Annotated in this window: 13 protein-coding genes, 1 riboswitch and 1 other annotated feature; of the genes, 1 reads left to right on the plus strand and 12 read right to left on the minus strand. The window is 32.9% G+C overall.

Translation table 11 applies throughout. The features are described 5' to 3' along the window. Window positions 1-57: 57 nt before the first annotated feature. The 4 genes from N4T77_RS07225 to N4T77_RS07240 form a co-directional block, all read right to left on the minus strand. Window positions 58-8,697, minus strand: coding sequence for a GH36-type glycosyl hydrolase domain-containing protein (locus tag N4T77_RS07225; protein WP_261671088.1), 8,640 nt, complete (start codon window positions 8,695-8,697; stop codon window positions 58-60). A gap of 151 nt (window positions 8,698-8,848) precedes the next feature. Continuing rightward, window positions 8,849-10,147 (minus strand): diaminopimelate decarboxylase, encoded by a 1,299-nt coding sequence (gene lysA, locus N4T77_RS07230; RefSeq protein WP_261671089.1) that lies wholly within the window; start codon window positions 10,145-10,147, stop codon window positions 8,849-8,851. 24 nt (window positions 10,148-10,171) lie between these two features. Further along, window positions 10,172-11,374, minus strand: coding sequence for an aspartate kinase (locus tag N4T77_RS07235; protein WP_261671090.1), 1,203 nt, complete (start codon window positions 11,372-11,374; stop codon window positions 10,172-10,174). A 115-nt stretch (window positions 11,375-11,489) separates the two neighbouring features. Next, a riboswitch (Lysine riboswitch) is annotated at window positions 11,490-11,664 on the minus strand. Between the two features lie 120 nt (window positions 11,665-11,784). Next, on the minus strand, window positions 11,785-13,086 hold the full coding sequence (locus tag N4T77_RS07240) for a M18 family aminopeptidase (RefSeq protein WP_261671091.1): 1,302 nt from the start codon (window positions 13,084-13,086) through the stop codon (window positions 11,785-11,787). Between the two features lie 180 nt (window positions 13,087-13,266). On the opposite strand from N4T77_RS07240, the gene N4T77_RS07245 reads away from it, so the two are divergent. After that, entirely contained in the window at window positions 13,267-14,370 is a 1,104-nt protein-coding gene (locus N4T77_RS07245; RefSeq protein WP_261671092.1) for a PRK06851 family protein, read from the plus strand. Between the two features lie 52 nt (window positions 14,371-14,422). Here the strand turns inward: N4T77_RS07245 and hydE are convergent, their stop codons facing one another. From hydE to N4T77_RS07285, 8 genes are all read right to left on the minus strand, one after another. Beyond that, entirely contained in the window at window positions 14,423-15,466 is a 1,044-nt protein-coding gene (gene hydE, locus N4T77_RS07250) for a [FeFe] hydrogenase H-cluster radical SAM maturase HydE (RefSeq protein ID WP_261671093.1), read from the minus strand. Window positions 15,467-15,641: 175 nt separating this feature from the next. Beyond that, a complete protein-coding gene (locus N4T77_RS07255; protein ID WP_261671094.1) occupies window positions 15,642-17,777 on the minus strand; it encodes a UvrD-helicase domain-containing protein in 2,136 nt (711 codons plus the stop codon). Window positions 17,778-17,803: 26 nt separating this feature from the next. After that, a complete protein-coding gene (gene ftsH, locus N4T77_RS07260; protein ID WP_261671095.1) occupies window positions 17,804-19,666 on the minus strand; it encodes an ATP-dependent zinc metalloprotease FtsH in 1,863 nt (620 codons plus the stop codon). A gap of 267 nt (window positions 19,667-19,933) precedes the next feature. Next, entirely contained in the window at window positions 19,934-21,325 is a 1,392-nt protein-coding gene (gene pepV, locus N4T77_RS07265; RefSeq protein WP_261671096.1) for a dipeptidase PepV, read from the minus strand. 83 nt (window positions 21,326-21,408) lie between these two features. Next, window positions 21,409-22,845: a proline--tRNA ligase gene (gene proS / locus N4T77_RS07270; protein ID WP_261671097.1), complete on the minus strand. Its 1,437-nt coding sequence runs from the start codon at window positions 22,843-22,845 to the stop codon at window positions 21,409-21,411. A gap of 90 nt (window positions 22,846-22,935) precedes the next feature. Next, window positions 22,936-23,159 (minus strand) — a binding site (T-box leader). A gap of 127 nt (window positions 23,160-23,286) precedes the next feature. Further along, window positions 23,287-23,910, minus strand: a complete 624-nt coding sequence (locus tag N4T77_RS07275) for a DedA family protein (protein ID WP_261671098.1) — start codon at window positions 23,908-23,910, stop codon at window positions 23,287-23,289. A 29-nt stretch (window positions 23,911-23,939) separates the two neighbouring features. Then, window positions 23,940-25,892 (minus strand): FtsX-like permease family protein, encoded by a 1,953-nt coding sequence (locus tag N4T77_RS07280; protein ID WP_261671099.1) that lies wholly within the window; start codon window positions 25,890-25,892, stop codon window positions 23,940-23,942. Beyond that, entirely contained in the window at window positions 25,879-26,691 is an 813-nt protein-coding gene (locus N4T77_RS07285; protein ID WP_261671244.1) for an ABC transporter ATP-binding protein, read from the minus strand. The genes N4T77_RS07280 and N4T77_RS07285 overlap by 14 nt, the downstream gene beginning before the upstream one ends. Window positions 26,692-26,781: the final 90 nt, after the last annotated feature.

The following is a 26,781-nucleotide window of genomic DNA, read 5'->3' on the forward strand; positions in this document are numbered from 1 at the left end:
TTTTAAAACAGAAGTTTAATAGGTGTAAACTAAAAATTAGTTCACACCTACTCCTAATTAGATCACTACCTTAACTTCATACTGTCCGGATTGAAGAATAGGAATCACTCCATCTTTCAGCAACTTCTCTCCAAGCCAAATTCCTTTTTCTTCTCCTCTTTCAATATTTATATTATATTTGCATTTTCCTCTACTGTAACAAATTTTATATCGCTGCCAGTTATCTGGAACACATGGAGCTATAGTAAATCCTCTACTCTCAACAAACTTAAAGCCTAATATACTTTCTATTCCTGTTCTATACATCCATCCAGCAGCACCGGTATACCAGCTCCAACCTCCTCTACCAGTATGGGGTTCTACAGCGTAGACATCTGCAGTCATAACATAAGGTTCTACTTTGTAAACCTGACTATTTAAATACGTCCTTGAATGATTTATAGGATTTATCATGTGAAATATTCTCCATGCATCATTATTTAACCCCATCTTAGCCATAGCTAGAATTACCCATATAGATGCGTGAGTGTATTGGCCACCATTTTCTCTTACTCCCGGTACATAACCCTTTATATAGCCAGGTTCTAGGAAGGATTTATCAAAGGCCGGTGTTAATAACAACACTATTCCTTTATCTTCTTTTATAAGGTTTCTCTGTAAGGCTTCCATAGCCTCTTTTGCTCTAGATTCCTTAGCTGCTCCAGATATAACTGACCAGGATTGGGATAATGAATCTATCTGACACTCATCATTTTGTTTAGAACCTAGAGGTGTTCCATCATCGAAGTATGCTCTTCGATACCAACCTCCATCCCAAGCATTTTTCTCTAAGTTTTCTCTGATAAATTCTTTCATTCTTTCGTATTCTTTTGCTCTTTCCCAATCCTCTTTTTTATTAGACAGCTCAGTAAAGTTATCTAATATACTATACAAAAACCATCCAAGCCATACACTTTCTCCTTTTCCCTTGTTTCCAACGGTACTCATTCCATCATTCCAGTCACCTGATCCCATAAGAGGTATATTATGCGGTCCAAATCTTAATCCTCTTTCTATTGCCTTTACACAATGTTCATAAATGTTTCCTTTTTTATCTGATATTCTAGATATATTATACCTTTCATCCTCCCCTTCTTTTAACTCTTCATCCTCTAAATAGGTTACCTCTTCATCTAAAATACTAAGGTCTCCAGTATTTTGTATATAATCTATAACTACAAAAGGAAGCCATAGTAAGTCGTCTGAAAATCTTGTTCTTATTCCGCTATCTACTACAGGATGCCACCAATGCTGAACATCTCCCTCTAAATATTGTCTAGAAGCACTGTAAATAATCTGCTTTCTCGTAATTTCAGGTTCCAGGTAACCTACCGCCATAACATCCTGAAGTTGATCTCTAAAACCATAAGCTCCACCAGATTGATAAAAAGCTGTTCTTGCCCAGTACCTACAAGATATAACCTGATACATGAGCCAACCATTTATCATTAAATCCATTGACTTATCAGGAGTTTCTACCTGAATAGTGCCTAGGAGATCCTTCCAGTAAGTTTTTACGTTAATTAATTCCTTCTCTGCCCTATCAGTTTCCATATACTTTCCTATAACTCTTTCTATGTCTTCAAAACTTTCTTCCTGACCAAGCATAACTAATATCTCTTTGCTCTCTCCTTTGTTTAGAGTTATTTTAACACTTTCTGCAAGACAGGGATCAAAACCTGCTCCTACAGTATTGGGAAGGGAATTAAGCTTTAATCCTTTAGGCTGCCTTATACTTTCTCCTCTTCCGATAAAGTCCACTCTTCTTCCTGTATATGTTAACTGTTCTCCTCCAAAAACTTTCAGGTAACATACTAACTTACCAAAATGTTCACTATAAGGATTTTTTGCATATATGTACTGGGCTTCATCATTAAACCCTGTAAATATATACTGTGCAGTTTGTTCATGAGTTACCCCAAGCACTAATTTTGCATAGTAGTTTATAGATAGTTTCCTTTCCTCATTAGTATTATTTTTTAGCCTTATTTTAGATAATTTAACTCTTTCATTCATATCAACAAATACAGTCATTTCTCCTAGTATTCCATAAACCTCATGCTTAAAGGTAGAGTAACCAAAGCCGTGCTCTATTAAATATTCTCCTTCATCTCTTATAGGCTTAGGAGATATGCTCCATAACTTCCCTGTATCTTCATCTCTTATATATATCTGTTCAGCCTCACTATCCATTACAGGGTCATTTGACCAAGTTGTAAGTTTGTTTTCCCTACTATTTTTATTCCAGCTGTAAGATATACCACTTTCAGAAACATGAAAACCAAATTTTCCGTTAGATATAACATTTATCCATGGTGCAGGAGTATTATTATAGTTATTTAACAGTATCACATATGAGTTAGCTTCAGAATTAAAGCCTCCTATACCATTAAAATAATGTAGTTTAGGTATCTGTAACTTTTCAGGGATAGTATTATACTCTTTTGGATTAACACCTAGTAGGTCCAGACTCTCCTTGTTTTCTTCTTTGTCTTTAACCTGGGATATTAATGAACCTTTATCTCCATCTATAACTAATCTTGCTATAGCTATAAGCAGTTCTATATCCTCCTTCTTAATAGTAGCTGTATTGTGAAGAAAAACTCCTCCAGCTTTATTTTGCTTATCTCTTGCATGGCTGGAGCTTATCAAATCTCTTACAGTATCATTAACAGATTGAATATATGAGTTTCCTTGTAAATTTATAATAACTAAGTCCACCTTTAATCCCTTTATACTCCAGTATTCATGGGCATTTAACAGCTGTCTTGCCAAATCTATATGTTTTTCATCCCTAATTATAAGCAGAACTATAGGTAAATCTCCTGATATTCCATAAGGCCATAAAGCTGATTGGCTTTTGCTTATTTTAGTGATATAATCAGCCCTATCTTTAAACAGAGAGCTAATAAATAGTATCTTTGATGCCATAAGTTGATATATGTTAGCTTGAGATGATTTTATACCTAAGTATTTTAATTCAACCTGAACACCAGTCCAGGAAAGCTCAAAGGTTCTATTTATATTTTGAATATCACTGTACTTTCTACCTAACTCTACTATCTCTTCTCTAGAACTGGCCACAGCTGTTGTATAGGCTACTGTACAGGTCTCTCCTTTTTCTATTCTTACTCTAACTCTCATACTAATTATAGGGTCCAACACAGCTCCCACTGTCATTCCTAACTGAGCGTCGTTATCCATAGCCTGAGGATTAGTTAAATCTCTACCCCTTCCTATAAAATTAGCTCTGCTAGTTTCATACTGCACTGATCCTATGACATTTCCTTCTAAGGCAACAGTCTGCATTACCCAGGGCTTTTTATCTCCCTTAGCCCTTGGCCTTCTATTTGCAAGTATGCATCCTGGTTCATCTACAAACTCAGTTTTTATAAAGAGGTTACTAAAAGCTGGGTGCACTAAATCTGCATTATAAGGTGCTAGTGTTACTTCACAGTAACTGGTGATTTCCACTTCTCTCGGATGTTCACTACTATTAGTTATAGAAATCCTTCTTACTTCTGCGTTATCCTCAGTGGAAACTGTAACTTCTGTATGAGTTCTTATATTACCATCCTTCCTTTTAAATTCTGCTTTATCAAGAGAAAATGCTACAGAATACTCTTCTCCCTCATATTTGCAAGGTTCATAGGTGGCACTCCAGAACTCATTACAATTTAAATTCTTTATATAAAAGAACATTCCAGTATCATCTACTGTTGCATCTTCCCTCCACCTATATATTGTCATATCATTATTTTTGCTATAACCGCTTCCGCTATTGGTTATCATCAAAGCATAATTTCCATTTGAAATCAAGTGAGTTTCCGGTATTTCTGTTTTAACTGTATTATATTCTCTTACAGCCATGTGCTGCTTTTCTACTACAACATCTGGATTATCATACTGCTGTTCTCTATCATATACCACAGCCTTTGTTAATTTTTCTTGTAAAAGTAATTCTGTTGCTTTTACTTCAGGAATTCTATGAAATCTTTGCTGCAAAATATTATTCTTTAAAGCGTTATCTAAGGCCATAAGGCTCATACCTTCATGATGAACCATAAAACATTTTACTAATGCCTTCCCACATCCCTTTTGAAGTCTTTCCTTAGTATAGTCTACTGATTCATAAAAACCATATTTTCCTTCTAAGCCCATATTAATAAGATTCTTTATATTCTCAAAAGCTCCCCTAAAGTCTACCTGAAGAGCCATAACAGTAGCATATGGGGCTATTACTAGTTCATTTGCAAGCCCTCTTTTTAGTCCTATACCTGGTACCCCAAAAGCCTTATACTGATAATTCTTACCTAAATCAAAATAGTAATATGCTGATTCAGATATTCCCCAAGGTACTCCTCTTTTCATACCATATCGCTTTTGCCCCTCTACTACCGATTTATAAGTTTCGTCAAGAAGAGTATCAGGATAATTTTTCATAACTAAAAGTGGCATTAAATATTCAAACATCGTTCCTGTCCAAGATACTAAACCTTTGCTTTTACCTATGAGTGTTAGTGCTCTACCTAATGCAAACCAATGAGATTGTTTAACTTCTCCCCTTGCTATAGCTATAAAGCTAGCCTGCCTTGCTTCCGATGCTAATAAATCGTAGTAACTGTTTCCTAAACTATCTCTCTCTACATCATAACCTATAGTAAAAAGCTGTCTTTTTTCATCGTAGAGCATCCTGAAACTAGTATCTTCTGCTATATTATTTAATCTTCTTATTAAATCATCCATCTTTGTTAAAAGGTCATTCAGTTCTCTTCTACTTGCATCCACTAGTTGAACTAATTGATTAATCCATTCTTCATTTTTATAAAGCTTCTGCGAAGAGCCTATAACATAATCCTCAAGAGATTGAAGCTCCTGGGAAATTTTATTTATTGGAGTCTGTAGCAATAGCTTCTCTATTACTTTATCTAAGTTAGAAAACTTATCTAAATTTTGTTCTAAAATTTCTAACCAAGGAGTTAACCTTTTTAGTTCATTTAAACCTTTTCCAACTTGATGCTTTAGTTTTTCATTCCAATATAAATTTATTTGATTAGCTCTTCTTTCCACATCTATAACTTTACCCCAAATAATGCTTAAAATATTCTTCCATAATCCTACACTAAACTCCCTATTTTTTAATTCCATCAAGGAGTCAGCATAAAAATCCTTCAACCCCAATAACTTTTCTATCTCATCATCAGCAAGCTTTAGAGTATCCTCTAGACCTGTAATTAGATTTTTACTTAGTAACGGACTATTCATTTGTTCCCTTATCGCTTCATTTACAAGCCATATATAGCTAACAAGATTTCCACTGTCAACAGTGGAAATATATCTTGGATATAGTGGATTCTTGCTTCTGGTGTCATACCAATTATAAAAATGTCCTTTATACCTCTCTAGAGATTCCATACTAGTAACTACTCTATCAATTCTCTGCTTAAATTCTAGTACTCCAATATAACCTAGATCATATGCCACTATATTAGAGGTTAATCCCATCCCCATGTTAGTTGGAGATGTTCTACTGGCGATTCCATTTGCAGGGTCTTCTTGATAGTTATCTGGTGCGAGCCAATTATCTTTTTCACTTACAAAGTCCTCAAAATATGCCCATGTCTTCCTACTTAGTCTTCTTAATGTATCTTTCTGTTCTTCTGTAAATTCCCTTTTATCTACTTTTATATCCTTGCTTATGCTATAGGCCATCAACGGGCTAAGAAACCAAATTATAGAGGAAGGGAGCATTATCAAACCTGTTTCATAGGAACTCATAAAAGCTAAGTACGCTATGAATACACTTATCATACTTCCTGGCCACATGGAAACTATAAAATCTTTTAATTCTCTTCCTGTACTTTGTTCTACATCTTCTGCAGTCTGCCACTGCAGTAGATTTTTCTTGCTTATGTAAAGTCTATACAAAGTTCTAACTATAGCATCTAGCATTAGCCATGCCTGATAAGGCAGAAAAGAGAATATGAGAAAAAATTGTTCTAACAGATTCTTTCCATTGTTCACTTTTCCTGATAAACTTATTCCCTTAATTGGTGATACTACTGCTTCCGATACATCAAATAATATAGGACAGATAAGTGAAATAAAAGCTACCAATAGCCATTCATCTGGCCTAGAGAATATAGCCAAAGCAATTATAGTTAAAGTTATAATTGACGGAGCCAATAGACTTCTTCTTAGATTATCAAAGATCTTCCACTTAGATAGCCTATTCAGAGATGTCTTTTTAAACAGCCAAGGTATAAGTTGCCAATCTCCTCTAACCCATCTATGAAGTCTTTTAGAACTTGAATTATAATAAGCTGGGTAACCATCTATGAGTTCTATATCCGTAACCAAAGCAGCTCTAACATAAGATCCTTCTAGTAAATCGTGGCTTAATACTGCATTTTCGGGGATTTCATCTTTTAGTAACTGGTTAAAGACATCTACATCATATATACCCTTACCGGTGAAAATTCCTTCATCAAATAAGTCTTGGTATACGTCAGAAATAGCTGTTGTATATACATCTATTCCGGTTTCTCCTGAAAAAACTTTAGAAAATAAGGTCTTATTAGCGCTTAAGGTTCCTACACTTATCCTTGGCTGCATCAAACCGTGTCCTCTTAATACTTTTTTCCTTTCAGCATCTACATAAGGTCTGTTTAGAATATGAGCCATAGCTCCAATTAATCTTTTTGCACTATCTCTAGGTAACTTAGTATCTGCATCTAGAGTTATTATATATTTAACTTTCTGCAAATTACTTATATCACTACTTACTACGTTATAACTTGTGTTTTTATCTCCTCTAATTAAAGCACCAAACTCAATAAGCTTTCCCCGTTTTCTTTCCCAGCCAAGCCAAAGATTTTCTTTCTTATTAAATTGTCTATACCTATTAAAAAAATAAAAAATATTATTGTCATCTTTACAGTACTTTTTATTTAATTCCTCTATCAATTTTAAAGCGCTCTCAGTTATTACTTTATCATCCTCTTCACGCTCACGGTGACTATCCTTAAAATCTCCTAGAATACTGAAGTACATATTATTCTCTTTATTCGCTAAATAATAGACCTCTAAGTCTTTTACTAGTGCTTTAACCTTTGACTCATCATTAAGCAATGTTGGAATTACTACTATAGTGCTGAATTCTTCTGGAATTCCATTTTCAAATTCTATCTTAGGTATAAACCTAGGAGGAATTAATTTATTTATACTCCAATTTAATATAGAAATAACTATCTCACTACATGGCACTAAAGCTACTATTGCTATAACCACATATCTCCAGCTCTCCATATAGGTTTCTCTTAGTGAACTTAAATATGTCAATAAGACTGTTAATATTACTGTACCTAAAACTATACCTCTTATATAAAAGCTTACATTTGCTTTTATAAACAAACTCCTTATACTTTTAATTCCCTTTTCTTTATAATCAATTTTTCTCTTTAAGCACTCTACACCTTCATCAATAATGTAGTAGCCAACATGTTTTTCATAGTTCTCAGCATCCTTATTTTGAAAGGCTTCTTCTGCACATTCAATAGCCTTTTTCGCTATAAAAGATTCTGGAGCCTTTATATACTTAGCCAATCTTTCTAATCTATGTCTATAGTGGTCTCTTGATTGAAAATCCATCTTCTCATAAAGTTGCAATGGATCCTTCCTCAGGATACTCTCTAAGTAACTTAGTCTTTCAAAGTTTTCACTCCAGTTTAACGCCCCTACCTCTCTTATGCCAGTTATTGAATTACCTAGTGAAATTTGATATACAGATTGCTTTTGATGCTCCAGGTTTATTACTCTTTCCGTGTTTAGCTCTAACTTATCCAGTTGGTGATCTATCCACTTGTATACTTCTGGACTTTCCACCCCATTATCTCTTAACCCCTTTAACAATTTTTCAACGAAAGGAGCAGAAAAGTCTACCTTTTCCTCTGAAAGCTTTCTTATTTCTTCTGAAATACCTCCATTACCTACAGGATTTATGATTCTTTCCAGAACAACCTCTGCCTTCTTTCTCTCTCTTTGCATCAATGTAATCCGTTCAGTTATCTTACTTATATTTTGAATTAAAGCTATTCTAAGCATTGTAGGAAAAGCCCACAATTCTCCACTAGTAAGTATAGTATTTTTTTGATATGCATTAATGAAAGTCTCTATTGCATCTTTATCCACCTTTCCATCTGTGTGAGATACTAACTCAATGGCTATATAGTAAATCCTAGGATATCCCCTCATAATTCCCCTACTTAACACAGGAAGGTTTCTATAATAAGCTTCTGGCATATTTCTCTTAATATCCTTATATTCCCTTTGTATTAAATAAAGGTTATCTAACAGCCATTCTGAAGCTTGAATTACATTATTTTTATTTCTAAACTCCTTATCTAGATAATCATGACTACTAAGTATTTTTCTATAGCTATCATCTAAGTTTTGAATTAACTTTCTTCTACAATTAGTTTTTCTTGTGACATCGGAATAATTAGATATCTCAAATGCGTGTTTTTTAAGTTCCTCTCTACTCGTGTTCACCACAGGAATATCATCCATTATGTTATGTTCTTTTGTTTCATCCTTGTTTGACAATATGTAAAAACTCACAATCAATATGATTATTCCTACAATAATAATATAAAGCATAAAAATCAATCCTTTCATGTAAAAGACTTTGTGCTTTGCTTATTATTCCCTAAAATATACAAAGTATAAATTAACTTTATAACTGAGTAATTTTTGCTACACATATAATTAAAAAATGCCTAGTAGTTTATTACTACTAAGCATTTTTTAATTATATAGATAATTCATTCTGAATAATTTCTTCATAACTTTGACGTCTGCAAATTAGCTTTGTGCTGCCTTCCTTCACTGACACCACTGCTGGCTTTGGTATTTTATTATAATTACTTGACATAGAATAGCCATATGCACCTGTACTTAATACCGCTAAGACATCTCCACTTTTAACTTTAGAAATTTCTACATTATTTAATAATATATCTCCTGACTCACAACACTTTCCTGATATTGTCACAGTTTCCTTCAAAGTGCTTTCTATATTATTTGCTATAACACATTCATACTGTGCGTTATACAATGCAGGTCTTATATTATCTGTCATTCCTCCATCTACAGCTACATACTTTCTAACATCTGGAATATCCTTGATAGAACCTATTGTATAAAGAGTCGTACCAGCATTACCTACAATAGATCTTCCTGGTTCTATAACTAGACTAGGAAGCTGGATATCTAGTTTATTCGCTACTTCTTCTGCTTTGTTTAATATTACCTCACAAAACTCTTCAATGGTTTTAGGTGTATCTCCTGTAGTGTAGTATATTCCAAATCCACCACCTAAGTCTAATTCCTGGATATCACAGCCTGTTTCATCTTTTATATTCTTTACTATAGATAACATAATCTCTACCTCATCTTCATAAGGTTTAGTATCAAATATTTGTGAGCCTATATGACAATGCAATCCGACAAATTTAATATTAGAAAGGCCTATTGCTTTCCTTACTGCATCTATAGTTTTGTTATTTAATATTGTAAAACCAAACTTGGAGTCTATTTGTCCAGTTTTTATATATTCATGAGTATGAGCTTCAATTCCTGGAGTTATTCTAAGAAGAATCTGTTGAACCTTACTTTGTTCCTTTGCTATTGAATTTATCTTTTCAATCTCGTATAAGTTATCAACAACAAATTTCCCAACACCAAGTTCAATACCCATCTTTATTTCCTCTGAAGTTTTATTGTTTCCATGAAAATATACATTTTTCATAGGAAACCCGCTTTTCCATGCAGTATAAAGTTCACCGCCAGAAACCACATCAAGACATAATCCTTCATCATTAACTATTTGGCACATTGCTAAAGTTAAAAAGGCTTTTCCAGCATAGGCAACTTTATTTTTTTTCTCATATCCTTTAAAGGCATTGTAATATCTTTTACACTGACTTCTAATTAATTCTTCATCAATAACATATAGAGGAGTACCAAACCTTTCTGCTAAATCTACTGTACTTACCCCACCAATATATAGTGTATTATTTTTTGTTTCCATAGTACCTGCTAATCTCATAGTGGCTTTCCTCCTAAATACTAATTATAAGTTAAACTCTCCAGCTATTGCATTTATTGCTCTTAATTTATCATCTTGCTTTATAGTACAAGTAATTCTAATCTCTGAAGTAGTAATCATTTTTACCTCTATATTATTTTCTCTAAATAACTTAAACATTCTAGCTGTTACTCCAGAAGTAGTTTTCATTCCAATTCCTACTATGGAAAACTTAGTTATATCCTCATCTATAGCTATTGCTTCCTTGCATGAATAGTGCTCTCGAACTATCTCTAAGCATTCATTTAAATCAGCCTTTGGTATTGTAAATGATAGATTAACTCTGTTATCTATTGGTGCCGTTTGACTTATCATGTCAATATTAATCCTCTTACTTGCAACACTTTCAAATAAACTTGAAATCATATTAATATCGTTATTTATATCCCTTATTGTTATTGCAACATCCTCATCACTTGTAGCTAATCCTGTTACTGGCTTACTTTCCATGTTCATGTTACTTACCCCCTTAATAATTGTACCTTTGATATCACTGTTACTTAATCCTACATAAATTGGAATGTTATATTTTTGTCCAAGCTCCACTGATCTAGAATGCATTACTTGAGCTCCAAGACTTGAAAGTTCTAGCATCTCCTCATAATCTATTTCATTTAGTTTCTTTGCTGCATTATATTTTCTTGGATCTACACCATATATGCCATCTACGTCTGTGTAAATCTCACATACCCCGGCTAACTTAATAGCAATTGCCACTGCAGTAGTATCTGAACCGCCTCTACCAAGGGTAGTAATATCTCCTTCCTGGTTAATACCTTGAAAACCAGCTACTATAACAATTTTTCCTTCTGATAAACTTCTTTTTATGTTGTCACCATCTATATCATCTATTAAAGATTTTCCATATTGACCACTTGTTTTAATCCCTATTTGATAAGCTGTATAGCTAACAGCACCATATCCTAATTCTTTAATTGCCATAGCTAATAACGCTGAAGACATCATCTCTCCTGTAGAGAGAAGAGCATCCAACTCTCTTTTGTCAGGATTTTTTGAAATCTGACCAGCAAGTTCTATAAGATCATCTGTGGTATCACCCATAGCAGAAACTACAACAACTACATCATCTCCTGCTTCTCTTCTTTTTACCACAGTATTAGCAACTTTTTTAATCTTGTCTATAGTTCCTACAGAACTTCCACCATATTTTTGTACTACAACTGCCATAACACCACTCCCTCAAATTTACTTACTTTCTAGAAACTTACTATAAGGAATAAAAATAAGTGCAGCAAAGGAACACCTCTGCCGCACATCAAAAACTTTTAAATGCAACTCCGTGTACCTTTGTAGCTCTCCACCTTCATAAATGAATGTGACAGCCTTGCACATATTATATGCAAAGCCAGAAAATAGTTTCGCCAAACTATTTTCTTCGGCTATAATTCCTTTCTTTATTTTTCATCGTCTGCAGACTCAAAATAAATACTCTTAATCACAGCACCTCTACCCTAGGTAAGTACTTCTATTAAATTGTACTTAGTTTATCATAAATAATTATACATTTCAACTACTTTTTATACCTTTTTCTTTATTCACAAATCATTGAATTTTAAAAATACACAGAGCTCTGCATATTATAATTCATAAAATTTTCTAAATGAATCTTCAGCATAGCAGTAGTCTTTTACTCCACCTAATTCTCTTATGGAGTGCATTGATAATATTGGAACTCCAATATCTACAGAAGATATGTTTATATGTCTTGAGGATATAGGTCCTATAGTAGAGCCTCCTCGCTCATCGGAACGATTTACAAAAATTTGCACTGGCACTCCTGCTTCACCACATATGCTTCTATAAACAGCACTAGATACACTATCTGAAGTATAGCTTTGATTTGCACTTACCTTGATAATAGGACCTTTATTAATAATAGGTCTGTTTACAGGGTCGGACTTTTCTCCATAGTTAGGATGTAGCGCGTGGCCTAAATCACTGGAAATTATAAATGACTTTGACAGAGACCTAAAGAATTCTTCTCTATCCTTACCAAGGCTAATACTTATCCTCTCTAATGTATTTGATAAAAGCGGAGAATCTGCTCCCTGTTTTGTAGTGCTTCCTACTTCCTCATTATCGAAACAAACTGCTACATTTGTAGCATTTCCTGCTTTTCCTTCTGTTAATGCCTTTATTCCTGCATAAGCCATAGATAAATCATCCAATCTTCCACTGGATATAAATTCATTATTTAGGCCAATAATTTTTCCCTTTTCAAATTCATACAGGAATAAATCAAAATCTAGTATATCATCTTCCTTTACTTCTAACTCTTCAGCTATAGTTTTTATTAGATACCTTCCTTTTTCAAATTCCTCATTGACTAGTGAGAGTAGAGGAAGTATATCCTTTTGCTTATTCAATTCTACACCTGAATTTATATTTCTATTCATATGTATTGCTAAGTTAGGTATAACTAAAATAGGTCTTTTTATATTTAATAGTCTTATTTCAGGACAGAATGGATTAGCGCTTTTTAAAGCAACTCTACCTGCTAAAGACAGTGGTCTGTCTAGCCATGTATTAATGATAGGTCCCCCATAAACTTCTGTATTTATCTTTATGTAAGAGCCTTCCACTTCCATATCAGGATTTGGTTTAACTCTAAAACTTGGAGAATCTGTGTGTGCTCCTATTATTCTAAAGCCCTCTTTGGATAGTTCCCCTTTTCCTACTACAAAAGCTACAATTGCTGATTCATTTTTTACTAAAAAGTATCCTTTTCCCTTTTCCAATTTCCAACTATCTTCTTCCTTAAGTTCAGTGAAATCTGAATTTAGGAGTATTGTTCTTATGGACTCTACTGCATGAAAAGCTGTAGGACTTTCGTAAATGAAGTCTATAAGCCCCTGTGCCCTTTCTAATTGGTCATTCATCTTTATTCCTCCACTATTTTAATAATTTATATTACTTTGCACTACGACCAGATAATTATACCAAAATTTATGTTTTTTATAAATATTTATCCAACTTAATATATTTTCAAATACACATAATCAAAATAACAGCACTTCGCATATTATATAATGATTGTAATTAAGTAGGAGTGTGTAATTATGAAAGGTAATATTCGAAACTTTTTTCCAGGTGGTAATACTTCTCTCGGCTTTTATTCTTTTTATGACTACATTATAAGTCAAGATACAGCAACGAGGAAGATTTGCATTAAAGGTGGTCCTGGAACTGGAAAATCATCTCTTATGAAAAAGATAGGAACATTTTTTAATGATAAAGGTTATGATGTTGAGTATCACCACTGCTCTTCTGATAACAATTCACTAGACGGTGTAGTTATTAAGGGACTTGATGTAGCTATATTAGACGGTACATCCCCTCACGTAGTAGATCCTCAAAATCCAGGTGCAGTAGATGAAATTCTTAATATGGGTCAACACTGGAATGAGGATGGCTTTAAGAAATATAGAGAAGACATTATTAAAACAAATAAACAAATCAAAAGTCGCTTTCAACGAGCTTACAAATTCATAGGAGCATCAAAACTAATACATGATGATTGGAGTAACTATAACAAAACTGCATTAGATAGGTCTAAATTAGCTGTTTTACAGGAAGACTTAAAGAATAAAATTCTATCAAACTACGAAATTGCTTCTATAGGAGCTGAGCGCCACCTTTTTGCTACAGCCTTTACCCCTAATGGTATTGTAACCTTTATTGACTCTCTTTATGAAAGCTCAGAAAAGGTATATGTCTTAAATGGAGGACCTGGTACTGGTAAAACACAGATTTTAAAGTTCATATTAGAGGAGGCAATTAAGAGAGGATTTTTTGTGGAAGTATATCATGACCCACTTATTCCAGAAAGAATTGAGCACATTATCATACCTGATTTAAAAACTGCTCTTGTTACGTCTAATGAAATAAATCAAAAAAAATTCATTGGAACTCAGATATTTATGGATAACTTACTTGACTATGCTCTTGTGGATAAAGACGAAGTTCAAAAGGATAAAGATATCTTCTACAAATTATTAAATGAGGGATTAACTGTTATCGCTTCAGCTAAAAAACTTCATGATGATCTTGAAAAATACTATATAGAAAACATGAACTTTGAGGAAATTGACGAAGCCTATGATAAACTAGTAAATAGACTTTTAAAATATGAAAAAGAGCATGAAATTAATAAAACTATATAAACACATAAGTAAACTCTCGCAAAATGCGAGAGTTTACTTAAGAACCCTAAACTTATAAAGCCTCAATTTGTCTCCTAAATCCCTTTGATGTTGAAACTGCTCTACCTATAGCTTTTATTTTGCCTGTTATACAGTTTCTACAATGTGATGGAGTATCTCCTGTACATATCTTTCCAGGATAAAGAGCATATAGCTTTCTGTAATCTCCCTCGGTAACATTTGGCATAACTACATTTGCCCCACTTTGAAGAGCTATCATCCTGCCATTTTTATTTAAAGTTTCCATAGCGGTAGTTGCCGGAATATTTATATCTGGCATTAAAAGTCTAGTTATAGCCATAACCTTTAAACTAGTTATAAAATCTCCACCCTTAGCGTCCTTTAATGGAGTGTCCTCATTGGGAATAAATGGTCCTATCCCAATCATATCAGCTTCTATTTCTTTAAAAAATATTATGTCATCTGCTAAAGATTCTACAGTTTGTCCAGGAAGTCCAACTAAGCACCCTGAACCAACTTCGTAACCTAACTTTCTCAGTTCCTTAAGACATCTTATTCTTTCCTCATGACTCATGCCTGGGTCCATGTCTTCATATAGTTTTTTATCTGTAGTTTCTATTCTTATTAAATACCTATCTGCTCCAGCCTCTTTATATGCCTTATAATCCTCAAAACTTTTTTCGCCTATACTTAGCGTAAGTGCAATATCAAGTTTCTTAATTTCTTGAATTATATATGTCATCTTATCTAAAGTATAATATTCATCTTCGCCAGACTGCATTACTACAGTTTTATATCCATAATCTACAGCCTTTCTAGCTAGTTCTATTATTTCATCTGGTTCCAATCTATATCTTTTTACATTGCTATTTGAGGCTCTTAATCCGCAGTATAAACAGTTTCTTTTACATATGTTGGAAAATTCTATTAATCCTCTTAAATGAACCTCATCTCCTACATACTCAGTTCTAATTCTATCCGCTGCTCTAAAAAGCTCTTCGTTATAAGTATCATCTTGTAAAAGCTGCACTATTTCACATTTGTTTAAATTATGAGTTTCTTCTGCTTTTTTTATTAACTCTAAGTTTCTATCCATAAGTATCTCACGATTCCTTTCTTACAAAATAATCACGACCATATATTTATTTTACACCAAGTTTTAACAACTAACTATACAAATATTTTAAGCAATAGAATCTAAAAAATTACTTGTGCCGTATTTTTTTAGATTCTATAAACAAATAAAAAAGCTTTCATAAGTGAAAGCTTTTTTATTTAATCGAGGAAGTTTTATATACATATAATTCATGTAATGCTCGTGTAGTCATAACATATTTTAATTTATTCTCTTTATTATCCAGGTTTTCATCAGTATCTACCAGTAAAACACAGTCAAACTCTAAGCCTTTCGCAAAGTAGCTAGGAAGTATTACCTCTCCACTAGAGTATATAATATCCTCCCTATTTATAACTTTTATATGAGCTTTACTTTTTATTAGATTACCTAAAATTTCTGTCTCTTTTAAGTCTTTACAAACAACAGCTATACTTTCATAACCCTTCTCTTTTAATTTTATAATATTATCTATTAATTTGTCTACAAGATTATTTACGTCATTTACCTGTTTTTCCACTACTTCTTCACCATTTCTAACTAAAGGAATGGTTTTATCGCCTTTTAAATACTTATTTGCATAATCAATTATTTCTTTTGTAGAGCGATAGCTTCTAGAAAGCTTAAATTTATGGATATCCAAGTCTGGCAAAATATTTTCTAAGTCTGTCATAGGAACTAATCCTTTGATAGGGGTTATTCTTTGATTACTATCTCCAACTACTGTTAAAGACTTGCATCCAGTAAGTTCTTTTAAAATAATAAATTGAAGAGCTGAGTAATCTTGTGCTTCATCTATTACTATATGTTTTATTTCTTTTTTATATTTTAAACCCTCTAACTTAATTTTTAAGTATATAATAGCTGATAAATCATCATAGGTTAAGGTTTTCTCATTATTAAATCTATTATATGCCTGTATGACATCTGGATTAGCTATCCAACCTAAGTTAGTTTTTATTCTTATTACTTCCTGTATAGTTTCTCTTATTCTGTTTCTTCTTACAAATTCTAAATGATTCCGTTGAATCTTTAATTCTGTTTCAGATAGATTTTTGATAGCCTCTTCATATTCTCTTTTTATTTCTCTTACTATATTGTCTCTTTCATCCCTAATTTTTGAATATATAATTCTTTTTATTTTTTTACTTCTTCTAAATAAAGGCATATCCTTAAAGTGCTCTTTAAACATCTGATTAATCTCACTGCTTTCAACAATAACCCTATCATAAAACTTAACATCTTCTATCTTAAATTGCTGATATTCCAATTCTTTTATAAAATTATCTAGCTGTTTACAATAATCTAAAGAATGCTTATATGCTATATCTTCTTTAAATTCTTCATTTTCCCCTAATACTTTTTCCATATAATCTTTAAAACTCATTATATTATCTAATTCTAGAAGTTCCATAGCAAAATCTCTAAATGTAGTTTGTTTTACTCCTACCTCACCAAGGGTAGGTAAAACCATAGATATATAATCCATAAATATACTATTAGGACCAAGGATTAGAACTTTGTCTTGAAGAATGTTTCTATAATTATATAGTAAATAAGCAACTCTATGCAGTGCTATAGTTGTCTTTCCACTACCAGCTGCTCCATCTACTATGGTAGCTTGTGTTCTTGGCTGCCTTATTATAGTATCCTGCTCAGCTTGTATAGTCATTACAATATCCTTTAATTTATCTACTGCACTCTTACTTAAAACCATTTGTAAAATTTCGTCTTTTACATCAATATCGGAATCAAACATTCCTGTCATTTTTCCTCTTTTTATAACAAACTGTCTTTTCGATAAGATATCTGCCTCCACCTCTCCTATAGGTGCCTTATAGGTAGTTTTACCAAGCTTACCAGCGTAAAATAATGATGATATAGGAGATCTCCAGTCTATTATAACAGGCTCATAATCCTCTTCCTTAGTCATCCCAAATCTGCCTATATATATGGTTTCATTGCCGAACTTATCCTCAAAGTTTACTTTACCAAAGTAAGGGGAACTACTTAAAATAGTAAGTTCCTTTAGCTTTCTGTCTATAAGCTTATAATACTCTTCTTTAGCAAAGGCCTCATGATCAAAGTATTCCGCTACCTTGTCTTCATCATCTTTATATTCATCAATAGCATTTTTTCTTAGGTTCACTATATACTGGGTTACTTCTTTTCTCTTATCTATAAAACTTAAAGTCTGGCTTTTAATTTCATCAAGAACTACTTCTAACTTTTCTTTTTCTAAGTTAAGCTCTATTTCCCTTCTTAATTCCTTTTCTAATTCACTGTTATCCATAATTTAAATCTCCATCCTACTATTAATTATTGATTATCAGAATCTGCTTCGGAAGATTTATCTTCTTTATTTTGATCATATCCATTAACCATTGACATAAACTCATCACCCATAAGTGTCTCTTTTTCTAAAAGTCTCTCTGATATCTTAGTTAATAATTCTCTGTTATTCTTAAGCAATTCTTTAGCCTTATCATGGGCTTCTCTTATTATCTTTAAGGTTTCTTCATCTATAACTGCTGCAGTCTCTGCACTGCAATTTTGAACTGGTCTTCCATCTAAATATCTATTTTGAATAGATTCCAAGCCCATCATATCGAATCTGTCTGTCATTCCGTACATGGTAACCATACTTCTTGCTGTCTGAGTTGCTCTCTCTATGTCATTGGCTGCTCCAGTAGACATTGAATTAAACTCAATTTCTTCTGCTGCTCTTCCACCTAGCATAACACAGATTTGTTCGATCATCTCTTCTTTAGTTATAAGATACTTTTCCTCTGCTGGAAGCTGCATAGTATAACCTAACGCACCCATAGTTCTCGGTACTATAGTGATTTTATGAACAGGATCTGTATTTTCCAATAAAGCTGCTACTAGTGCATGACCGACTTCGTGGAAGGCTACAGCCCTTTTTTCTTTACCTGATAGTATTCTATCTTTCTTCTCTTTACCTGCAATAATTACTTCTACTGCATCTTCTAAATCTTCTTGAATTACTTCTTTTCTACGACTTTTTACAGCTCTTAAAGCTGCTTCATTTATTATATTTGCTAAGTCAGCCCCTACTGCTCCTGGGGTTCCCTTTGCAACAGCAGTTAAATCCACATCTTTTGACACCTTAACTCCCTTTGAATGAACCTTTAATATCTCTTCTCTACCCTTTAAGTCTGGTCTATCAACTATTACTCTTCTATCAAATCTTCCTGGTCTTAAAAGTGCTTTATCTAATACTTCTGGTCTATTAGTTGCAGCTAAAATTACAACTCCTTTAGAGGAATCAAAACCATCCATCTCTGCTAGAAGCTGATTCAAAGTCTGTTCTCTCTCATCATTTCCAGCAATGTTCCCCTCTCTACTTTTACCTATAGCGTCAATTTCGTCTATAAACACTATGCATGGAGCCTTATCTTGCGCTTGTTGGAACAAATCTCTCACTCTAGATGCTCCCATGCCTACAAACATTTCTACAAAGGCTGAACCTGATATAGAGAAAAATGGAACCTTTGCTTCTCCTGCTACCGCCTTCGCAAGAAGAGTTTTTCCCGTTCCTGGAGGTCCTACTAATAATGCTCCCTTAGGAAGTTTCGCTCCTATATCCGTGTACTTTTGAGGATTGTGAAGAAAGTCCACTATCTCAACTAAAGATTCCTTAGCCTCCTCCTGTCCAGCTACATCATCAAAAGTTACTCCTGTTTCACTTTCAGCATATATCTTTGCAGTGTTTTTACCAAAGGACATCACTCCACTGCCCATCTTCTTATCTATTCTTCCAAAGAGTAGTCGTCCAAGGAACATAAAAATTAAAATTGGTAATATCCAGTTGATGAAAAAGTTTCTTAACGGACTGTTCTCCTGTGGTGCTCCACCATACTTAATTTTGGCAGTATCCAGTTTCTTGATTAAATCTGGATCATCTACCCTTTCAGTATATAGTATTTTACTCTTTTCTCCTTCTTTTGCTTTAGGAACAATAATCAACTTATCCCTAGCTATCTGCACTTCCTCTATTTTACTTGCATTTATGTAGTTTATAAACTCACTATATTTTATGTGCTGTGTTTTTAGGTTTACTACATAGTCATTTAAAATAAAGATTATGATAGCTACGGCTATGGCATAGTATATTCCATACTTAAACTTATTACTATCAAACTTATTCTTATTGAACATATTTATCCTCCATGTAAATTGTTATTAAATTATAATTATATTATAACAATAAATATTCTTTTACCTATAGTGTTTACAAATTATTTTAAAGTATTTTTTTATTTATATATATTTTTATTTATAAATATCTACTATGATATATATTTGCAATTTTTATTGAGCTTATAGTATATCCTTAACATTTAAGATGCTTTTATCCACTAACTTCTTGAAAGATAAAATAAAGAAAGAATGAGAATCACTACATGTACTCTCATTCTTAATATATTATTTAGCTAATTCGTATATTGCCTTAGCATATATCTTAGCATTAAGTATTAAATCTTCTACTTTTATATATTCATTAGGTTGGTGTATAGGATCTTCTTCCCCTGGGAATAATGGTCCAAACGCTACCGTATTTGGCATTGCCTTTGCGTATGTTCCACCACCTATAGCTAGAAGGGTTGCTTCATTTCCTGTTTGCTCCTTATAAACCTTCTGTAGAGTTTTAATTAGGAAATGATCTGCTGGGAAGTATAAAGGCTCGTCATGATCCATATTTTCAACTCTTATACCTGCTTTTTCTATTTTTTCATTAAATGGATTTATCATGTCCTCAAATTTAAATGTAACAGGATATCTTAAGTTAAGAGCCATGGTAACCTTGTTCTCATTCATATCTACTGTACCTACATTAAATGTAAGTTTGCCGGATTCTTTATCCTCAAGACCTATTCCAAAGGATTCTCCGTTTACTTCCATTCCTATATATGTATTTAAAAACTTTATAAAAGCAGCTGTATCATTATCTCCTAATGAAAGTCCTCCTAAAAGCTTAAACATTTGCATTATAGCATTTTTTCCTATCTCAGGAACACTGCCGTGAGCAGACACACCTACAGATTTTACTATTACTAGATCATCCTTAATTTCCGCTTTTATATCATATCCACTACTTACTGCAAAACTTTCTGTTAATTTAATAATTTCAGAAGGATTTTTAGCCTCTATTGCTGCCTCACAGTAATCAGGAACTACATTTGCCCTAGTTCCACCTTTAACATATTTTATTCTAACATCACTGTTTTCTCTGTTATTTAAATCCTTTACTATATCAAAAACTGTCAAACCTTTTTCTGCATAAATTATTGGATACTCTGCGTCTGGTGTAAAGCCTGCTATAGGTGCCTTTTCTCTTTGTAAATAATATGCAATATCTTCTGAACCAGTCTCTTCGTCAGTACCGAATATTATTCTTACCTTCTTTGAAAGTGGAAGTTTTAAATCTTTAATAGCTTTTAAGCCATATAGAGCAGACATGATAGGTCCCTTGTCATCCATAGTTCCTCTTCCGTACATTTTTCCGTCATGAATTTCAGCCCCATAAGGCGGGTGAATCCATCCATCTCCTTCTGGCACTACATCAAGATGAGCTAATACTGCAACATAGTCCTCACCTTCACCATATTCCGCATAACCTACATAGCCATCCATATTTACTGTTTTAAATCCAAGTTCAGCAGATATTTCTAGGGCTCTATCTAAGGTCTTAGCAACACCTTCTCCAAAAGGCTTTCCTTCCTTTGCTTCCTCTTCAACACTTTTTATCTTTACAAGGTCCTGTGTAGATTTTATTATTTCTTCTCTTAGCTCCTCAATTCTTTCATTTAGTTCCATAAAACTACCCCCTAGCTTTTTACTATATAAAAGTTTTATTTTCTCAGAAAATACGCCATAGTAAAAACTATGACGTTTGAATTTTAGTATGCTCTTCCCCAGTAAACTAATTGCTTAGCTTCTTTTCCACAGCAAATACATTTATCTGAAACATGCTCTTGATCGAATGGCATACATCTAGATGTTGCTCCTGTTTTCTCTCTGATGCTATCCTCACAATTTCTATCTCCACACCACATTGCTTTAATGAAACCTGGTTTATTTTCAATAGTATCCTTAAACTCTTCCATAGTAGTTGCTACATAAGTTTTTTCATCTCTTCTTCTTGTAGCTTCTTCTAACATTGAGTTGTGAATAGCGTCTAGCAACTCTTGAACTTTTGTTTCAAGCTCATCTAATGAAACCATTATTTTTTCTCTATTGTCTCTTCTTACTAATACTGCCTGATTTTTTTCTATATCTTTTGGACCGATTTCTAGTCTTAATGGAATACCTTTCATTTCATATTCACTAAACTTCCAGCCTGGCATCTTATCACTGTCATCAAGCTTCACTCTTGCAACCTTAGCTAATCTTTCTTTTAACTCTGCTGCCTTTTCAAGTACTCCTTCTTTATGTTGTGCAACAGGAATAATTATTACTTGAGTTGGTGCAATTCTTGGTGGTAATTTAAAACCACTGTCATCACCATGAACCATTATTATTGCACCAATTAATCTTGTGGTTACTGCCCATGTAGTATAATGTGGATATTCTAACTTTCCGTTTCTGTCTGAGAATTTTATATCAAATGCCTTTGAGAAGTTTTGACCAAGGTAGTGTGAAGTACCTGCTTGTAGTGCTTTTCCATCGTACATTAAGCTTTCTATTGTGTAAGTATCATCTGCACCAGCAAACTTCTCTTTTTCAGTCTTTTTACCCATAACTACTGGCATTGCTAACATATCTTCACATAATCTAGAATACATATTTAATATTTTAAGTGCATGGCCTTCAGCTTCATTCTTTGTTTCATGAATTGTGTGTCCCTCTTGCCATAAGAATTCTGTTGTTCTTAAGAAAGGTCTAGTTGTCTTTTCCCATCTTACTACTGAGCACCATTGGTTATATAACTTTGGTAAATCCTTATAAGATTGCACGATCTTAGCATAGTGTTCACAGAATAGTGTTTCTGATGTTGGACGAACACATAATCTTTCCGCTAATTCATCATCTCCACCATGAGTTACCCATGCAACTTCAGGTGCAAATCCTTCAACGTGGTCTTTTTCTTTTTGTAATAAATTTTCTGGTATAAACATTGGCATAGAAACATTTTCGTGTCCATACTCTTTGAGTTTTGTATCTACATATTTTTGTATGTTTTCCCAAATTGCATATCCATTAGGACGAATAATCATACATCCCTTAATACTTGAGTAATCAGCTAACTCTGCTTTTTTAACGATATCAGTATACCACTGCGCAAAGTCTACATCCCTAGGTGTTATCTGTTCTACTAGTTTCTTTTCTTTTTCCATTTTTAATCCTCCTAATAAACTTATGTACTTGATATTAACATTTTTTACACTTTTTATAATTTTTAGCAATAAAAAAAGCCCCTAATCCCTAAAAGGGACCGAAGCTAAATCGGCGGTACCACCCTGATTAATATATTCATAGTTTAAATATATTCACTCTTAATTCTTAACGGTAATTATCCGCTGTATCCTACTACTACTTCAGTACAGAACTCCAAGGTAGGTTCAAAATCAAACTTTTAGGAAACTCTCACCTTACATTCCCTCTCTTTGAAAAGCTAAAAATTTTTACTAATCCTCTTCTTTGTATTTATAATATTTTTACTTTTTAAACTTATTTTATATAATAAAATATAAAAACTTAATTGTCAAGGCTATAAGTTACTAAATATTTGAACTTTTATCTTAATCCTCTTTTTTCATACTCTTGTAGCTAATACTCTATTGTTTCACCTTAATTTTCTGTTTTCTTTTTGAAATCCATATTGTAGCAAAAACAATGGTAGATAATCCGATACCGGTGTATGTGATATTAGAGTATATATCCATAAATCTCAAAACCTCTTCCCAGGATTCTCCAAGTGAAGCTCCGGCCCAAACTAATATGATATTCCATATTAGCGTTCCCGCTATTGTTAGCGGTAAAAATACTCTGAATTTCATATTAGATATACCAGCTGGGATTGAAATCAAACTTCGGATCAAAGGAATCATTCTACAGAAGAAAATAGTAAGATAACCGTAACGATTAAACCAGTTATTTGCTTTATGAACATCTTCAATTCTTACTCGTAGTATATGTCCCCATCGACCTATTATCTTTTCTAATCTATCAATGTTAAGCAGGCGTCCTATTCCATAAAGGATAACAGCACCAGCGGTAGACCCGGCTGTTGCATATGCTACTACCCCTAGAATTGTCATTTCCGTCCGTGTAGTCATAAATCCTCCAAAGGTAAGAATGACTTCTGAAGGAATCGGCGGAAAAACATTTTCTAAGGCTATTAAAAGAAATGTACCAAAGTAACCGAAGTTCTCCATTAGTTGTGTAATCCAATCTTTCATATTATTATCCTCTCATTTTCTTAAGTTTATTATCTAACCCAAGCATTTACTTGGTTATTATAAATAGTCCTTGCAAATACAAAATATAATAACTGTAGAGCAAGATAAATTAATGATATTACTATAAAATATCCTGACAAATTATCTCCTAACAAGTTACTTAATGATTTTATTGCAAATATAGAATGGCTTAATGCCACTACAAAAGGCAGTAGAAACATGATTGCGCTTTGAGTGCTTACTACTCTTTTTATTTCGTCATTGGATATCCCCATTTTCCTTAAAGACATAAATTCATGTCTATCATTTTGTATCTCACTGTAAATTTTAAAATATAGTATGCTGCTAGTTGAAATAAAGAATAGTATAGATATGAAGGTTCCAATAAATAACAAAAGCGACATACTTCTTATAATAGGTAAATATTTTGCCACTCTTTCTGTAAAAGAATTTTTACTGTTATCTGGAAACATTTTTTCTATCTCCTTTACAGCCTCAGAAGCATTCATCCAATCTTTTATGTTATATCCGTAGTAAACCAACTTCTTTTCATTAGGAACCTTTGTAACAATTTTATTAAAAACCTCATCATTCACCACAGCAGTATTGGTGTTCTTGTTATCGTCGTTTATTATTCCCCCACTTATTTCATTCTTTATCTTTAACTTTAATTCTTCACTGTTAGTAGTTAGAGTCAAATATTCACTATCATCAATAAAGTATTTACTTCCCATTCTTCCTGTAATATCATAGGTGTGTATTAACACTTCTCCATTTTGTAGCCATATTTGTTTTTTTCTTAACTGGGAGGCCATCAAATTATAGTCTGAGTTAGACATTATATAAAAATCTCTTTTATTATTAGTTACACTTGAAGTTTCTCTTTCTTTATTTGCAGCTTCTATTAGCATAATTCTATTTTTATATTCTATTTCATGACCATAAGCTTTTATTGTTTTTTCTATTTCTTCAGGTGATATTACACTATGAGAGTTTAATCCCCTTTCAACTATATTAAAGTCTTGTGGAAAGTTCTGCTCTATGCTCCCTATAATGTTTTTTTGTATAGAATATACACTTACAGAAGCCGTTAAGGTAACAGCACTAAGAATAGATGCAATAAAAAGAATGTTAGCATTATCCCTTAATTTATATATAATTTGAGATAAGGTTATAATGTTTATTCCTTTATAATAAATCGCCTTGTTAACCTTAAGTTTATTAGTAAAAAATACAGTAAACTGAGAGTATAGAAGATAGGTTCCTATAATAACTAAGATTAAAATAGGTAACATAGTTAACACTATAGCTGCACCAGAATATGCAGCCAAAATATAGCCTGCAGCAATAAGTATTATAGAAAATATAGCTTTAAATTTAGAGAATTTAGGTATAGGTTTAGGCAGTCTATCTCCTTTTAATAGCTCAATTATATTGTTGCTTTTTATTTTATAGCTCACTATAAAACTAATACCTTGAAATAATATGATAAAGACTATTAGTGTTATAATGAGGGCTTTAGTAGATATTATAAGGGGTATTTCTATATCTAATGCTAAAAGGACAGTGATTGTCATAAAAAATAGTTTAGAAAAGATTATTCCTAAAAGAAGGCCTGTAACTATCGCTGCAGTAGATACAATAACATTTTCTAGCATTACATAACTTCTTATCTGACCCTTTGTTAGTCCAAACATTGAAAGAAGTCCAAATTCCTTTTCCCTGGATTTTAGAAAACTTGAAATTGAGTACGTTGTAAATACCATAGTAAATATAACTATTACGACCTCGCATAAAAACATAGTTTGTGATGCCATAGCTCCCATGCTTCCCATGATATCCACACTTTCCACCTGGGGATTGGATATAAAATTAGCAAAAATAAAAAATATCATTACTACTAGAGTATTGCTTAAATAATACATTACATATTTATTTAAATTCCCTTTAATATTCTTAAATACAATATTACTTAAGGTCATTATAATTCCCTCCTATATTCCCGCCCTGTATAGAATAGTTATCAGTTGTTCTACCTCCTATTAGTGAAAGTGAGTCTATAATTTCCTTAAAGAAAACCTGTCGTTTACCCCCATTCACTATCTCTAAAAAATATTTTCCATCCTTAATCATAACAATCCTCTGACAAAAACTTGCTGTAAAAGGATCATGAGTGACCATCATGATAGTAGCTTTCTTTTGTTCGTTCAAGTTTCTTAAAGCTTCCATCACGTCCTGTGAAGCCTTAGAGTCCAGATTTCCTGTAGGCTCATCAGCCAAAATTATAGAAGGATTGTGAATTAAAGCCCTAGCACAAGCTGCCCTTTGCTGCTGTCCACCTGATACCTCATAAGGCCTTTTTAGAAGGATATCTTTTATATTTAAAACTTCTGCAATATCCTGTACTCTTTTCTCTATCTCCTTTACTCCTACCTTATCTAACACCAGTGGAAGTATTATATTTTCTTCTATTGATAGAGAATCTAAAAGGTTAAAATCCTGAAATATAAATCCTAGTTGCTTCCTTCTAAAGAAAGCAACTTCTTTTTCACTTAGTTTTGCTGGATTTATTTCACTTATTAACAGTTCACCAGTGGATGGTGTATCTATAGTTGCTAAGATATTTAAAAGAGTAGTTTTTCCACTTCCTGAAGGTCCCATTACTCCTACGAACTCTCCTTCTTCTATACTAATACTAAATTTATCAAGAGCTTTAACTTGCATTGCACCTCTTTTATCTCCATATATTTTTGTTATATTTTTAGCCTCTAATACTGGCATCATCATCATTCCTCTCTAATGTTTATTATCTACAAATACATTATAAAAAAAATAGAGAAATCCATGTATCGATTTCTCTTACAAATGACA

Source organism: Clostridium sp. CX1 (genome assembly GCF_025398335.1).
Taxonomy (GTDB): Bacteria; Bacillota; Clostridia; order Clostridiales; family Clostridiaceae; genus Clostridium_AM; species Clostridium_AM tanneri.